At 47.8% G+C, this 15,748-nt stretch carries 15 protein-coding genes; 2 read left to right on the forward strand and 13 right to left on the reverse strand.

All coding sequences use genetic code 11. The features are described 5' to 3' along the window. Positions 1 to 81: 81 nt before the first annotated feature. From ACT89M_RS27145 to ACT89M_RS27165, 5 genes are all read right to left on the reverse strand, one after another. Positions 82 to 1,467 carry a sensor histidine kinase gene (locus ACT89M_RS27145; RefSeq protein WP_154959593.1) on the reverse strand — a complete coding sequence of 462 codons (1,386 nt, stop codon included), beginning with the start codon at positions 1,465 to 1,467 and terminating at the stop codon, positions 82 to 84. Further along, a complete protein-coding gene (locus tag ACT89M_RS27150; RefSeq protein ID WP_154959592.1) occupies positions 1,464 to 2,216 on the reverse strand; it encodes a response regulator transcription factor in 753 nt (250 codons plus the stop codon). The genes ACT89M_RS27145 and ACT89M_RS27150 overlap by 4 nt, the downstream gene beginning before the upstream one ends. Before the next feature lie 53 nt (positions 2,217 to 2,269). Next, positions 2,270 to 2,914: an SDR family oxidoreductase gene (locus ACT89M_RS27155; RefSeq protein ID WP_154959591.1), complete on the reverse strand. Its 645-nt coding sequence runs from the start codon at positions 2,912 to 2,914 to the stop codon at positions 2,270 to 2,272. A gap of 427 nt (positions 2,915 to 3,341) precedes the next feature. Continuing rightward, complete coding sequence (locus ACT89M_RS27160) at positions 3,342 to 4,523, reverse strand: NAD(P)/FAD-dependent oxidoreductase (protein ID WP_090921560.1); 1,182 nt, start codon at positions 4,521 to 4,523, stop codon at positions 3,342 to 3,344. A 25-nt stretch (positions 4,524 to 4,548) separates the two neighbouring features. Continuing rightward, entirely contained in the window at positions 4,549 to 4,986 is a 438-nt protein-coding gene (locus ACT89M_RS27165) for a DUF1641 domain-containing protein (RefSeq protein WP_090921558.1), read from the reverse strand. 734 nt (positions 4,987 to 5,720) lie between these two features. Here ACT89M_RS27165 and ACT89M_RS27170 point away from each other — a divergent pair. Then, positions 5,721 to 5,897: a CsbD family protein gene (locus tag ACT89M_RS27170; protein ID WP_090921556.1), complete on the forward strand. Its 177-nt coding sequence runs from the start codon at positions 5,721 to 5,723 to the stop codon at positions 5,895 to 5,897. A gap of 199 nt (positions 5,898 to 6,096) precedes the next feature. Here ACT89M_RS27170 and ACT89M_RS27175 read toward each other — a convergent pair whose 3' ends face one another. After that, entirely contained in the window at positions 6,097 to 7,098 is a 1,002-nt protein-coding gene (locus tag ACT89M_RS27175; protein WP_186809695.1) for an NAD-dependent epimerase/dehydratase family protein, read from the reverse strand. 154 nt (positions 7,099 to 7,252) lie between these two features. On the opposite strand from ACT89M_RS27175, the gene ACT89M_RS27180 reads away from it, so the two are divergent. Continuing rightward, the gene (locus ACT89M_RS27180) at positions 7,253 to 7,780 is read left to right on the forward strand and encodes a hypothetical protein (RefSeq protein ID WP_154890035.1); all 528 of its coding nucleotides are present in this window, start codon (positions 7,253 to 7,255) and stop codon (positions 7,778 to 7,780) included. Positions 7,781 to 7,957: 177 nt separating this feature from the next. On the opposite strand, the gene ACT89M_RS27185 is transcribed toward ACT89M_RS27180, so the two are convergent. The 7 genes from ACT89M_RS27185 to ACT89M_RS27215 all read right to left on the reverse strand — a co-directional run bounded on the left by ACT89M_RS27185 (position 7,958) and on the right by ACT89M_RS27215 (position 15,672). Next, entirely contained in the window at positions 7,958 to 8,617 is a 660-nt protein-coding gene (locus ACT89M_RS27185) for a TVP38/TMEM64 family protein (protein WP_154890033.1), read from the reverse strand. Between the two features lie 223 nt (positions 8,618 to 8,840). Continuing rightward, positions 8,841 to 10,349 (reverse strand): HNH endonuclease, encoded by a 1,509-nt coding sequence (locus ACT89M_RS27190; protein WP_373323230.1) that lies wholly within the window; start codon positions 10,347 to 10,349, stop codon positions 8,841 to 8,843. Between the two features lie 45 nt (positions 10,350 to 10,394). Further along, positions 10,395 to 10,544 (reverse strand): hypothetical protein, encoded by a 150-nt coding sequence (locus ACT89M_RS27195; protein ID WP_186809694.1) that lies wholly within the window; start codon positions 10,542 to 10,544, stop codon positions 10,395 to 10,397. A gap of 347 nt (positions 10,545 to 10,891) precedes the next feature. Beyond that, positions 10,892 to 12,064: an acyltransferase gene (locus tag ACT89M_RS27200; protein ID WP_253499276.1), complete on the reverse strand. Its 1,173-nt coding sequence runs from the start codon at positions 12,062 to 12,064 to the stop codon at positions 10,892 to 10,894. 206 nt (positions 12,065 to 12,270) lie between these two features. Further along, on the reverse strand, positions 12,271 to 12,765 hold the full coding sequence (locus ACT89M_RS27205; protein WP_308722602.1) for a GyrI-like domain-containing protein: 495 nt from the start codon (positions 12,763 to 12,765) through the stop codon (positions 12,271 to 12,273). A 186-nt stretch (positions 12,766 to 12,951) separates the two neighbouring features. Next, on the reverse strand, positions 12,952 to 14,307 hold the full coding sequence (locus tag ACT89M_RS27210) for a cryptochrome/photolyase family protein (protein WP_308722601.1): 1,356 nt from the start codon (positions 14,305 to 14,307) through the stop codon (positions 12,952 to 12,954). A gap of 195 nt (positions 14,308 to 14,502) precedes the next feature. Next, positions 14,503 to 15,672 carry a response regulator gene (locus ACT89M_RS27215; RefSeq protein ID WP_308722600.1) on the reverse strand — a complete coding sequence of 390 codons (1,170 nt, stop codon included), beginning with the start codon at positions 15,670 to 15,672 and terminating at the stop codon, positions 14,503 to 14,505. Positions 15,673 to 15,748 lie beyond the last annotated feature (76 nt).

The raw sequence follows: 15,748 nt of genomic DNA on the forward strand, positions 1-15,748 counted from the left end.
CCATGACTGATCTGAGTATTCTCGTTAAAACGTTATAACTAGCCTTGTATGTCATCAGTATAGAAGAGAAGAATGAGAATTTCATGAGAGTGAGTTGCCTCGGCTGTCCGATATGGATCGTGGTAAAATAATACATGCCTCCGTGCCAACACCTTCGGTACTCGTTAGCTCAATCTGTGCTCCGACAGCGCCTGCCAACTCCTTGGCAAGCGCCAGTCCGAGACCAGACCCACTGGCACTTCCGCTTCTAGTTCTAGAGACATCGACCTGGTAGAAACGGTCAAACACTTTCTCCAGATCCTCCTGCCGCATACCTATACCTGTATCCACAATCCGTATCCGGCACTGTTCGCCCTGGCTCTCCAGTTTGACTTCGATGGCATCTTCACTATATTTCCGGGCATTATCCAGCAAAATAAACAGTAGCTGCTTCAGCTTGCTCTCATCGCTGATCGCCCAGATGGGGCCTGAAGCGTCGCACCGTACTTCTCGGTGATAAGCTTCGCGGAATGCTCGCGTAGAATCCGTAGCCAACTTCGTAATATCTACGCGTTCCAGTTGTACATTCCATTGCTCCGGCTGCTTGGCCAGGAGCAACAGTTGCTCCGTCAACTCACGCATGCGTACCGATTCAGACAGAATCGCTTCCACAGCTTCATCAAAGACTTCAGGCCGCTCCTTCCCCCGGCGCTGGAGCAGACTGGCGTAACTCTCAATGATCGTCAGCGGTGTTTTTAGCTCATGTGATGCATCCGAGACAAAACGTTCCTGCCGTTCAAAGTTTGATTCCAGCAGGTCCATCATACGATTAAACGTCTGTCCCATCGTGTTCAGTTCGTCCTTTGATTTTGCCTCCAGCGGAAGTCGCTTGAACTGCCCACTCGCTTGAATATCACTCATTGTACGAGTCATTTGCTGGATCGGTCTTGTCATGCGATTCGCCAAAATTCGGCTGGAGATCACGGCAGGAATCAGGGCAACAATAGTCACGATGACTAGTACTTTACGCAGGGTAGCAAGTCCACTCTCTGTTTCAGCTACACTCTGAGTTACCTGCAGATTTACCACTTCGCCGTCCGGCCAGATTAATGGCATGGATACCCACACATATCCGACCTGGTCCACCTGGGTATACTCTGCCTTTTTCTCATTCTCATACTGGTAAGATAACTTGCTGAGTTGTTCGGATGTTCCCGTTGTGGTTACTGGTGAACTGCTGCCGTCTTCATGTACAATGCGTAGCATGCCGTTCACGGGCGCATAAGCCCGAAGAAGATCGTCTGGCGGGATCGAGCCAGCGGACTGACGTACTCCTGCGACGATCGACTCGGCTTCTGCTTCGACTCGGCGAATCTCATTATTAATGGATACTCGCTCAAATACAAGGTAGACAGACAGATTCACTGCAATTAACAGCACGGCAAATAGAACCGACGAGTATCCGTAGATTTTACTGCGCAGGCTCATGTTTGCTCCTTCAGGACGTATCCTACGCCCCTTACGGTATGTATTAGAGGTGGCGTGAATCCGTTATCCACCTTCTTGCGCACATAACGGATATACACGTCCACCACATTGGTATCGCCATAATAATCGTATCCCCACACGGATTGTACGATCTGATCCCGACTGAGCACCTGACGCTGGTTGCGTAGCAAATACACCAGTAGATCAAACTCACGAGGGGTAAGCTCTATGGCTTGTCCATCTCGAAAAACCTCACGCGTCCCTTCATGCAGTTTTAAATCAGCTGCAGTTAACCACGCCGTGTCTGTTTCCTGTTGCTGACCTACTGACTCATGCACCGTTTCCTGCCCCGGGGCATGATTCAATGTTCTGGCATTAGAAACTGCAGCAAGTCGTAGCGCTGCACGAATTCGGGCCAGCAACTCTTCAATCTGAAAAGGCTTCGTGATATAGTCGTTGGCACCAAGATCCAGACCGGACACTTTATCCTCCACTGAATCTTTCGCTGTCAGCATAAGAATTGGGATAGCTGTATCTCTCGCTCGAATCCGCCGCAAAACCTCAATACCACTTAGGCCTGGCAGCATGATGTCCAATAGAATCAGATCCCATTGTCCTTCACTGTACTTTTCCAGCCCTTCCGTCCCACTTCCTGCCTTCGTGACCTGATACCCCTCGTACTGCAACTCCAGTTCAAGCAACCTTGCAATCTTGGGCTCATCTTCAATGACCAGCACAGCTTCATTCATGCTGATTCCCCCTCACCCGTCATATCCTTCTCCCGCTAGTTTACAACATCTATTTACAATTTGCCTAAAGCGTCCGATACAGCATGATCTCCAGCTATCAGATCAAAGGCCATCCGATACGTCTTCTCTTCCTGCAAGGAGGCTGCAATGACACGTGCCACATCTTCACGAGCAATGCTACCCGGTTTCAGGTCAGTACCCACGGCCACTCTGCCGGTTCCCGGTTCATTTTTCAGACCTCCGGGACGAATAATGGTATAGTTCAGATCACTGGCGAACAGTGCACGATCTGCAAAATGCTTCGCTACATAATAGGGTTTGATCTCTTCCGGCCATTTACTCCGCTGATCGGCACCATAGGCACTGACCAGAATATATCTGGAAATGCCCTGTTTCTCTGCGGCCTCCATCGTTTTCACTGCACCGTCCAGGTCGATTAACAATGTTTTGTCCGGACCCGTTGAGCCGCCTGAACCAGCTGTAAACACGATGGCATTCTGATCTTTCATCGCTTCAGCAATCTCATCCACGGTACCCTCCAGATCACCCATGACAACCCGTGCACCAAGTTCCTTCAGTGCGTCTGCCTGCTCCGGCTTGCGAATCATGGCCGTAACCTGATGTTTGCCTTCCTGTGCCAGCTGTTCCACCAGGTGTTTACCAATCTGTCCATTTGCTCCAATCACCAGTACGTTCATTGTTCATTCTCCTCTCAGGTTGCGCAAAAGAGCGATATCATTGCTTCCTGTCTGCTATATTTTTGTTTATCTTATAGACTTTTAATGTAAAAGCCTTACCTTATCTTTTAAACGAAAGCGGCTGCTTTTAAGCGCTAGCTGAGTCGCTCAACGCTACACGCTTGGCCCTTGATATATCGTAATACGGTATACCAACAGAATTCTTTGGAACGTGCGTACGTACTGTCCTGTCGGTTTCTAACGTTCCGTATAATATCTGTATAAAGCCTTGTGTTCATACCTGTGAGTATCTCCGAGCTTCGCTTATCATCTGCATGAAGCCTCTCTCCTCTTACTTGCTTAGATCATATCAAGCAAGTTCAAGTCCAGAAGAGCATAACAAAAAAAAGGACGCCCAATGGGCGCCCTTTAACGTTGGTGTTATAGATTAATAAGCCAGTGCGAACAAGCCATGGATGTGGGACAGGTAACGGATGTTACTTGCTTCTTTCATCATGGTTGCAGGCAGACCTTTCAGACGAGTCTGGTTGCCACCGATCATGCCGACAGCGTCTTTACGACCCAGACTTCCCAGCGTACCGGAGAAGATTGGCGAGAAGGATTCCATTGCGCCACCTTTGAACATTACGCCCAGGTTGTGACCAATGGTTTCACCCATTTGCCAAGCCAGTTGTGCCGTTGGAGGGTAAGGGCGAGCGCCTTCGCTAGGGAAGACTACTGCGCTGTCACCAGCAACAAACACATCTTTGTGAGATGTGGATTGCAGAACTTCCGTTACTTTTGCACGGCCGCGATCCACTTCGATTCCACTGTTGGCAACAACGGCATTACCTTGTACGCCACCTGTCCATACCAGTGTGTTCGTAGGGATGGAGCTGCCGTCTTTCAGCATAACTTCGTTTTCTTTCATCTCTGTAATCGCCACGCCAACAATGAAGTTTACGCCGCGTTTTTCGAGACTGGATTTTGCACGATCAACCAGCTCTGGCGGGAAACCTGCCAGGATGGAAGGACCTGCTTCAACAGTGTAGAGGGAGATATCGTTGAAATCGATACCTTTTTCTTTACATACACCTGGAAGAAGATCAACGAATTCGCCGACAAGCTCGATACCTGTCAAGCCGCCGCCACCGATAACAAATGTAGCGTCTGCTTTGTTGCCGGATTGCTTGTATGCATCCAGACGTGCTTCAACATGCGCACGAATACGGTTTGCATCACTAACAGATTTCAGCGTGAAGCTGTATTCCTGCAGTCCCGGAATTCCGAAGTAAGCTGTTTCACTACCCAGAGCAACAACGAGTGCATCGTAAGAGTATGTGGAGCCGCTAGTCATGAGAACTTTTTTCTCGTCCGGCTTGATTGTATCCACCGTATCGATTTTCAGGTTCACATCTTTACCGCGCAGCAATTTTTCAAGCGGGAGAGCAACTGCTTGCTCAGCAATGCTTCCTGCTGCAAGACGGTGCAGTTCCGTAATAATTTGGTGTGTAGGGTAACGGTTCACGACAGTAATTGTCGCTTCTTCCGGAGTCAAGTATTGACGCGCAGTCAGCGCAGTCAACAGACCGCCGTATCCTCCACCCAAGATCAAAATTTGCTTCGACATATCCATCCTCCGTTCTTTCTAAGTCTTAACGTTTCGTTTGTTGACGCTCGTTCAAGATGCTCAAGAAAGATTGAGCAAAACGAAGCGATTGTTGTACGTTTGGATCTTTAAGCATTTTAAGCATAGCGAACAGGCCAACCGAAGATTGTTCGGTTTGCGCACGGTCATTTGCCTCGATGGCAGCAGAAGCTACACCTTTGGCTTTGTCTACAACAGGTTTAGCGAACTCACCCATTGCACTCATTGTGTCGCTGATCAGAACTTTGTCTGTAGCGATACCTTGTGCGAAGTCGTAAGCTTTCGTCATTGCAGTAACCATTTCAGCCAATTTAGGCAGGTTCTCCACCAATACAGTTAAAGACTCCTGTACCTCGGGCTTCATCAGTTGATCCAGTACGTCCAGGGACTGGCGCTCTGCGCCTTCTGTTACTGGCACCTCTTGTTGAGTAGGCGATTGTGACATAAGAGAAAGTCCTCCTTTACTTTGGGATAGAAGTCCGCGACTTTCATGATGCCTGTCAAGCTGAGCCGAACCACAAATACATCAATACACTAAATGTACCAAATTTCACACATTAGGATAAGAGCATCCAGAAAGACCACTCTCTCGCATGCATGGTATGTTGGGTCTGTTGCGCACAACACATGTTGACGCACAAAACGACAAGCAGGCCGAAATCGAACTCTATACCCTTATATTACACCTCTTACACATGAACATGAAAAAGAAATTTTTTACACTTGTGAAGATATTGTGAACATTGTAACAAAATCGATTTTTTTGTCAAGGAGTGTTGGCTTGTCTCGACGGGTCATATTTCTTTTCCAAACGCCACGAGCTACCATATGTGGTATTAAGACATGATCACAACAAACCATATGTACGAAAAGCACATATGAAAGTGCATATTGAACGTTTTTTCAGGAATGGATTTCCAAAAATCTGCCGTTCATGCAACGAATTTGGTCACTTTGGTTATTATGCAGCGACAGCCTCAGCCTTATTCTCCCCGTTCAAACATCTTACTCAAGCAAGTATGGACCTTCTCGAAAGAGAATGCAAAATTCCACACTAGGAAGGTGCGCTCACAACTTCAGGTTAGAACCCCTTCTCAAATCTCTTGTAATCGTGAACGTTTAAATTATTCTCAGCCCGGTTAATAAGGACTACACCAGACAACGAAGGAGATGTTCGATATGAGTAATTCAACTGGCGATAAAATTAAAGCAGGCATTAACAAGGCCAAAGGCGAAGTGAAGGATCAGATCGGTAACGCGACGAACAACAAGTCCCTTCAGGCTGAGGGTAAAATGGATAAGGCCAAAGGGGCCGTTCAAGATAAAGTGGCCGATGTGAAAAAACATCACGAATAATATATTCTGGTTTGCATTCTCGGATCATCTTTACGCACCTTGTGTGAAGACCGCAAGAGTGGCAAACCAGCCTGACCGTCGAAGTTTGGGCTCAATTCGTTCGGATACGCCGAACATCTGAATCCGAATCTGATGACGGGGGCGCAAAAAAAAGCCAAGGAAGGTGTCGAACAACCACCCTTCCCTGGCTTTTTTTGTTTTATAACGCTGGTACGGAATACCGTGCCATATCAATGATAAAGCTGCGACTTGTACGTGTTGTATGGTACTCCCGGTTGAATAGTCTAACCCAGTCGGCATGCTCCTGGTACCATTGGAATGTTCTCTCCAGACCCTGCTCCAGTGTAGTCTGGGGATACCAGCCAAACGATGCGCGCAACTTGCCGGAGTGTACAACCAAGCTGGAACCTCTGGATTGCGTAGGCTCCAGTTCCCTGATCTCCTTCGCTGTTGCTGATCGATCGAGAGGTTCCAGTAACATCCCGATCTCTTGCATTGTCGTTCCAATACCGGTAGAGATGTTATAGGTCTGTCCATCTTGGCCATGGGTCATAATCTGCTCGATCGCTCGCAACGCATCATCGATATACAGGAAATCACGTACAGCTGATCCCTGAATATCCAGTGGCAATCCATCCAGCATGCGCCCGAAGTTACGCGGGATAATGCGATCAGGAAGTTGCCATGGTCCGTATAAATTGGTCAGACGGAATGTTTTCACCGGAAGTTGATAACATTGAGCGTAGGATTGGGCTAGTGTCTCGCAAGCGACTTTCGAGGCAGAATAAGGGGAGACAGGTGCATAAGGGTCTGATTCGTTGTAAACTCTGCCCCATTCGCCACCGTACACTTCAACGGACGAAGCGAGTAAAAGAGGAATGTCGCGATCGGTAGCATATTGCAGGATAGCTTGTGTACTGAGGGTATTATTGCGAAATACCTCTGCGGGCTGATGGTACGAATAGTCGACGTGAGGCATGGCGGCAAGATGAATGATGTAATCTATGTTCTGGGGTAAATGAATATTGTCTTTAGCAAGGTTACACTTGATGAATGGCATGTCGTGCAATGGAGAGCGGTAAACAAGTCTCTGACAGTAGTCATCCTGATCTAGCATAGTGACCTGATGCCCCTTTTGCGCCAAAAACTGTGAAAGATTAAATCCAACAAATCCTGAAGCTCCTGTAACCACAATGTTCACACATTTTCCCCCTACTCCTTTTTTTCATCGGGCGCTTTAAAGAGAATGTCTGTATCGAGTATAACCTGAAAATGATACATTTTGTATCATTTTACAAATATTTTTTATTCCTTTATTCCCTGAAAGGTTAATACATGGAAAGAGGTGAACCCAAATGAGAGATCTAAGGCAAGATTATAGCGATATCCAGTCCATGAAATTTCAAGACGACGGAGTCATTCCGAATCATCCGCATCTGCCAGTACTTCTGTACAAAGGAGTCTGGCGTACCGAACCTACCCGTGCCGAATCCGACTTGAACCGGAATGGATGGGGCAATAGCTGGATCAACGGTGTATACGATTATCATCATTATCACAGCAATGTGCACGAGGCGCTTGCGGTAATGAGCGGATTTGTGAGGTTAATTATAGGCGGTGAGAACGGAAAGAAGGTCTATCTGGAGAGTGGTGACGTGGTTGTATTGCCTGCCGGAACCGGCCATAAACGTCTGGAAGCCAGTCCCGATTTTCGGATCGCGGGAGCTTATCCTGGAGGTATGGGTTACAACACTCGAACAGGCAAACCAGGGGAGCGGCCTGAGGCGTTGCAAGAAATTCTAGAGGTTCCTGTACCGGGCACAGACCCCGTGTATGGGGAAGGCGGGCCTTTAACCAAGCTGTGGCTCAATCACAGGGTTTGAGTTGTTGGCGTAATGAAAACCCTATAAGCAGGGGGAAGATTTTCCGATTGGAGCTACATTCCCCCCTGCTATTCGAACACGATAGAAACGCATCTCACGCGGATTACCCTCTACATCGAGCTTGCCTTGAAGCACAAGCTGACGCACCCGGTATTCCCAATCGTATGCCTTGTCTTCTTATGAGGAAATCGATTTTTCTGAAGCCTGATGTATCGGATGTCGTTCATCCTGATCAGGGTTAAACCGGGTGAAGTGACGCTCCAATTTCCGGCTCGCCCACAGAGATAGTGCAATAAATAACACGACGCCGATCCAGCGTACCGGATGCTCCAGAAACTGCTCTACATTTGAACCAATATACGTTACAGAGAAAATCATAATACCTTTACCGAGCCCCACCGCAAGCAGGAAGGATAACAATCGCATACGGGCGATACCTGCAGCCACATTGATAATGACAAATGGCCCCACAGGAAAAATGCTTAGCAGGAATACATAACTGAATGCGTTTCTACGAATCCATACCATGCTGCGTTGTACACGCGGTTTGCGTGCCCACTTTTCCACAAAAGCAGACTTCCCGATCTCTCGCACGATCAGGAATGTCACGGTACAGCCAAGCACCATGCCGATCCAGGAGTACAAAAATCCTGCCCACAACCCGTACACCGCTCCGTTCACACCCACAATTAATAACGTTGGAAGCGGTGGTACAAAAGACTTCATAAACGTAAGCAAAATGCCCGGCAATGGACCGAGAGAACGAAACTTCTCCAGCCAGAACCGAATATTTTCCTCCGTGATGTATGACATAATATCAAGTGCTGCTGGTGTCATCCGCATCCATCCAATCTATTCGATCTATAAAAGCAGTACGTTTTAAAAAACAATTCGACTGCCGCCCTCCAAGTATAACGTACATTAGGATGTCGCATCGTTGTCAATTTGAAGAAATATTTGAATAGGAGCGCAAGCCAAAAAAGCACACCCTGTTCATTCACCCAGGTGTGCTCTACATATGAAAGCTCCTGAAACTTCAGGAGCATAGCTTGTCTATCGCTTATTCCAATCCCGTTTCCTGTATCTCCAGCGCAAGCAGTTCTGCCTGATGGGCTGCATTCCACTCCGGAATGCCCGAACGCATGAACTCGTCCGCATCCATCGCCGCTTTGGATTGATTACACAGATTGCAGGCACATACACAATTGAGCGGTGTTGTATGTCCACCTTTGGCCCGTGGAAGAAGATGATCAATAGTATCTCCATAGGAGCCGCAGAAGTAACAGGTATACTTGTCACGGTCCAGAATAAACCGCTTGAAATCCTTGTTGCTGAACAATCGGCGAATGGTATAGCGATTAATCACAACGGCAGCTTTTTCCTTCACCAGTGTAACGGCAAGTTCCATATCCACTTCCTGATGCCAGCGGCGTCCTTTGTCCGTTTTGCCGCGCATGCGCACCATGCCCTGACGGTTGGTCCGGAGCGAAGCCGGATCTTCCGGGTCAATCGCTGCCGGCGGCGCGTGATGACGCCGCGGTCGGCCATCCATGCCAGCCCCGTGACTGCGGCTGGCATGCGATGGCTCGCGCCCGGCGGCGGCTGGCTGTGCCTTCGCCGCCGAAGAAGCCTTGCCCGTGCTGGCCTCGTCACGGGCAAGGCCAGGCTCCGGCGCATGGGCCTCAGCAGCTCCGCTGCGGGCCTGTCCTGCGCCGGGCGCGAGCGCCGCTGCAAGCTTGCGGCGCCGCTTGCGTTTGCGCCGGGCTGCGGGTGGCTCGTCCGCAGCCACAGGCGCTGGCCCTGCTGCCGGGCCTTGCGGCGTAGCCGGCAGCAGGGCTTGGGCCGCCGATGCTTGCTCGGCGGCCGGAACTACAGCGGCAGCTCGCTTGCGCGCCCGCTGTGCACTGCCCTTGCCATTCGCAGCGGCTACGCCTGGCGAATGCACATCGCCGGGCGGAAGCTCCCCGCCCGGCAGCCTCCTATCCACCGCATACAGATCGGTGGATGCCTCACTCTCGCTCTCTGCCTGAACAGAGGCATGCGCATGTATCACCTCTGACGGCTTCTTTTTCCGCCGTCTTCGGCGTTTTTTCCGCTGGCTGGGCGTATCACTAACCGAAACGATCGCTACATCCTTCTCCATCTGGTCGATCAGCACAGCCCCAGCTTCAGCATGTGAATTTACGTGTTTCCCCAAATCACGGCCTTGTTCCTTACCTGCGGCTGACCCCTGCAGCGCAATCCGCTCATTCCGTTCCCGTTCATTCTTCACCAGAGATGACACCATGTCTTCCCGAAGGTCGCTGTCCATCCCATCTTGTCCACGACGCTCCAGCTTTGCAGATGGAGATGCTTGGGCTACTCGCATATCACGGTTATGTTGCTCTCGTACACCGAGTTGACGACAACGGCGACAGGCTCCGCGTCTGGCTCCGGAACTCGCACGCCTTCCCGTTCTACGCCGAAACTCCGACGCAGGCCGTCGCTCTCCGCAATGCATACATGTCTTGGTTTGTCGCGTTTCGTGTGCTGTCTTCCCTTCGCGGAAAGGGGCTGATCCTGTCTCCATGGTTATCACCTCGGTTCCGAATGAATCCGGTTTCTTTCTATTGTATCACAACTGCTCGCGAACACCCTCATAGCTATAAGACTTGTATTCTTCCGACTTAAATTCAGTTGCCTGCTCACTGCATTCGTGGAGAATGTGCTCCACATATTCCAATATATCTTGCATCGGTTTCCCGCATTGTTCACATCTTGTCATGTATGATCACCTTGATCCTGTTCTCGAAGTTTTCTATAAGTTGAACTAAAAGCTATCTAAACTGAACACTACGACGACAGAATAACCTTCCCATCGCTGTTATCCCCGGATTTTTCTGTCCTCTCCGTTTCTGTGTAAATAAATAGTTCAACTTATATAGTAGTTATTATCTTTCCGCCTTATGATTACCCTTGTATTCTGAAAAAGAAACATTCGTTCCCACGATAAACACCCATAGTATCTGCAAAACCCCGGAATCACTTCAGCACAACAAAAAGCCATTCTCGAGCTCAGCCTAAGGCTGAACCGGAAAATGGCTTTTAATCAGGTATGATCTGACTTCAAGATCAAACATCCACTTGCCCCGAATGTTGTTGCGGTACAAGACGCGGCTTCGGTTTGGGCAAATTACCAAAGATAATCCAGGCATGTGGCAGGAATCGTGCCGCCAGCCCGACCACAATCCATGAAGCGATCAGTGCAATACCAAATCCGGCGGCGTACCACAGATGAATCAACCAGGATACCCCCGTTTGGGGTGGATGCTCACGATAAAACAAAAGGAAAAACGGATGAATCAGATAAATGCCGAAGGATAATGCACCCAGTCGATTTAGCGGTTTGACGATTAGTGCAGGACCTTTGCGGTAGAGCAAGTATGCAATCTGGATAATGACCAGTGCACAGGCAAAGGTATGCACATTCCAGAAAAGCTCATACCATAACGTGTTATAGGTCGCAATTTTCAACCGTAGCAAATAATAAATATATACGTGAGCAAGTCCCGCCGTGATCCACACAACCCACAGCACAATCCATGAAACTACGCGCATTTTAGTTGCATTCGCCCGGCTGATCACAAACCATTGTTTGATCTGCGGGAAATACACGCCCATAAAAGCTCCAAGCATGAAATAGGAGAAATAAGAGAAAGCCCAGCTTCCTTTGTTGGGCACCTGGAACCCGTATTTATTACTGACGATGAAGGCCCATTGAATAAAAAGCCCGATCGGGATAGACCACTTTACAACAGAAGGATGTTTCTTCAATAGCCATAGCACCAGTGGGAAGATGAGATAAAATTGCATATTAATAAAAACAAAATATAGATGCGTGTAGGCTTTGCCTGTAAACAGCCTTTCAATAAAAGTAATCAACGACTCATTAAACGGGCGTCCCTGGTAATACAGGTAATGCAGCACAACAAAATACATAATCGAAAACAGGAAGTAAGGCAACAAAATGTAGACAAAGCGCTTCTTGTAAAAATTCGTGACTAATCTCTTGTCTAGCGGACGGGTATAATAATTATAGAACAGCACAAAGCTGCTCAAAAAAATAAAGGTTGGTGTACCATATTTCATGAAAATATTAACAAAGTTGTACAACCAATAGTAACTGGAATTGGTCATTTCCAGCGTAGCATTGGAGGTGGAATGTACAAATAGCACACCGATAATCGCCACAGCCCGTACGAGATTTAACTCCGGGATTCGTTCTCTTTTCAGTGTTTGACTCATGGTTTAGAGGTTCTCCTTTATGTATTCGTCAATATGTTAAATATGACTTAGTCCATTAAGCTCTCTATCTATTAAAAGGCATATCGCTTAACATGTGTAGTCCAATTCCTTAATTTTTCTTTAATTTCCAAGAAGTTTTCAGATCATTCACATCGTCAGACATGTCAAAAAGACCGCTGTGACGCGGCCTGTGGCTTATTGTGTCGTTACTCTAACTTTTTTTTATTTACCGGTACAAAAATGTTAAACTCAGGTTCATGATCATTGGAATCCTGCTTCATAGGGTACACTTCATAATGCGTAAGCGGTTCATTCGATAGACAAAGTCCCTGTTCTTCAATCCATGCATAGATTAAATGATAAGAAGATTCAATGGATTCTCCTTTGATATGGGTGTATTTCACATAATCATGTGCCGGAACTTCAAATTGAACCATTCCCTCCGGGACATTCGGAGATGCCACGTCATCTACCTGGACGGCAACATAGTGGATAAACCCGGTTTCTGTCATATGATACGACAAACCCAATAGCTCATCCGGGTGCATCATATTCTTGATTTCATGGAGGCGACGCTTAAATTCGGTCTGCACCTTGCGAATACCTCCAGCCCCTGCCTCAGCGAACGTTCCCTCCCATTTCAGACCAATCATTGTTGCGGCCTCTTTACCGATCAACTCTGCAGATTGTATTTGTTTCATACACCTCATCCCTTCGTTCAACAATAAAATCGACAATGCCATGTTTTCCTGTTCGAACTCTATCTTATACTAAAACAGTAACAAATTATGTAATTAAATACCATATTTAATTTCATTTTGCACATGTCCTAATTTATATAACAAAAGGCAAGGAGTTTCCTCCCTGCCTTCATCATCATTCAACATTCAGTTTTTCTCCCGACTCGCCAGAATCTGCTTGTACACGTCAATGGCTGCCTGTCTGGAAACTTTCAGATCTACGATCGCATCCTTGCGTGGTTGGTGAATCTCCTTGCTATGCAAATCCTTCAACTCGGGTAGCCACTTGCGAATATAGTCGCCCTGAGCATCATACTTCTCAGACTGCGTAACCGGATTATTCACACGGAAATATGGCGCAGCATTTTCACCCAGCGAGGCGCACCACAGCCAGTTCCCCCGATTCTGGATGTTATCATAATCTTTCAGCTTCCTTCTGAAGTATGCTTCACCCAGCGTGAACGGACACTGAAGGTTTTTCGTCAAAAACATCGCTGTCAGAATGCGGAGCCGATTGGGCATATGCCCGGTCTCGTTCAGTTCTGTCATGGCTGCATCAATAATCGGAATGCCCGTTTCCGCTCTGCACCAACGTTCGAAATGAGTATCTTGAAGAACAGAGAGATCATACACTTTTTCATACGTAAAATAATCTTGCTCATAGACTGCCCTGTACAAGTAGAAATCGCGGAAACAGAGCTGTCTGATCCACTCTCCAGCTTCGGAGATACGCTGTGCAGCATCATACATCTTGCGAATAGATACTGCCCCCACAGCTACATATGAGCTGAGATGGCTTGGCTCATAGGCCTCGAACTCATCCCGATGATCCCCGTAATCTGCTACTCGTTCGGAAAGAAAACGATCCAGCAACATATGTGGATTCTCTTCATCTTCTGCCTCATCCGAATTCTCCAACAAAGCATGAGGAACCTTCATAGCCTGCGGCCAATCCACAATTCGTTCAGTGACGTCCACGTCTGCAATCGTGATTGCCGATGGTGGATTAGGATGTTCATTCATGAATTCAACCCAGCGTCGATGGAAGGCGGCAAAGACTTTATAGGGTTCTGATTTGCCTGTGAAACTGGCGAAGGCTTTCAGATCAACCAGCAAATGATCCGTCAGTTGGGTGAATGTGATCCCATAGGATTCACAGACTTTACGTATCTCTCGATCCCGTTCCATCGCATATGGCGTCATGTCCCGATGGACGACAATCTCACTGATCTTGTCCTCCATGTGGCTCAGTAACCAATCCACCACTTCGGCGGGTTTGCCATAAGCTACTTGCAGCTGCCGTTTCGCTTTCTTATACATTCTGCCCAGTGTTCCGGCATGACGGAGGAAGTTTGCACCGCTATGCTCCTTCTCCCGGCCTTGCCGGAGCAGGAATGGATCATAGATCAACACATGCAGGCTCTCTTCTTCCTGCTCACGCAAATAATCCAAAGCGCTTAGATCATCTGTACGCAGATCTTTACGGTGTATGAATAATTTCACGAGCTACACCCCTTCTGCCTAGGGCGTGTCTTGAAACCAACTGAAGTGCATCTTTCACCGCCTTTTCGCCCCCCGCTGCGTCAGTTTCCCTTGACGTGCCCCGGCACGCCTGCAGAAAACTTCCTTGCTTGGAACGAAAATTCAGCAAAATCTGCCTTCTTTAGATTTTTCAGACACGCCCTAAATATCTATTGTCTATTGTTTGGTCAGACTTTCGTATAGTTTGCTCGTTTCAGGTTCGGGCTGATGACCCAAATCCTCTTTCAAGGTCAATGTAAAGGAATGATACAGTCGCAATATGCCTTGTTGATCATCCATGGAAGCATAGACTTCCATCATTAACCGGCAGATTTCTTCTGAATAAGGCTCACGTTCCTGCAATTCCATTAATAGCTCAATCGCCTGCTCGCCCCGCTTGTGAGACATCTCCCAATGAGCGATATCCATGACAAGTCCCATATACTTACGACGGAGCTCCCTGCTCTTGGATCTGGCCCAATCATAGTCATGCTCCTCCAGATAATCGCCGCGATACAGCAGGGCGACGTGTCTCAGCTCGTTCACATTATCCGAAGTAACAGCTTCATAGGACAAGGCCTGCTCAAATTGTTCAATATCGCTCACCAAGTTACCTGTCAGCAGACGATAACGGTTCATATTGTACTCCAGCTTGCCTGTCATGTTCCATTCCTTCAATAATTTGCGAATCTGATAGACAGAAGTATGTAGCAGCGTCAGCCCTTTATCCTGAGATACATCGGCCCAAAGCTTATCAAGCAGAACCTCCTTGCTTACCCACTCTTCCCGGTGATGAAACAAAAATGCAAATAACTCCTGAGATTTGGTGGTGCGCCATTTATGCTTCTCGGCGCTATGATCCATACTTCTGAATATATCCAGATGTTTAAAAGTCAACAAACCAGGTGCTTTAAATTCCAACTCCTCGGCCTGGGCTTCAGGTTCCGATTCTTGCACCTCCATCGCCGCTGCTGTCTGAGCGTGATAAGACATTGTACCTGCAATACGATCGATGGTCTTGCTAAGTCTGGCAGAACTGACCGGTTTTAATACATAATCCAGAGCATGCAACTCGAATGCCTCCACCGCATGGTCCGCATACGCGGTTACAAATATGATTCGAATGCTTGAATCGAGTTGCTGTATATATTCAGCCGCTTCCAGACCATTAACCTCTGGCATACCAATATCCAGAAATACAACATCCACACGATCAATGGTCAAATAATGAATACCTTCGCGTGCTGTTGAAAAACATTGAACAGGATTAATTCTTCCATCTGACTGCAGCAGGCGCTGCAGATGAAGCTGCGCTGGCTTCTCATCATCAATGACTATGGCTCTCAACGTTCCCCAACCTCCTGCCATGAGAGATTTAATATGGATAGCCGCTATATCGGCTTTAGCTTATTCATGTTAACCA

The sequence above is a fragment of the Paenibacillus sp. NN59 genome (assembly GCF_057597225.1).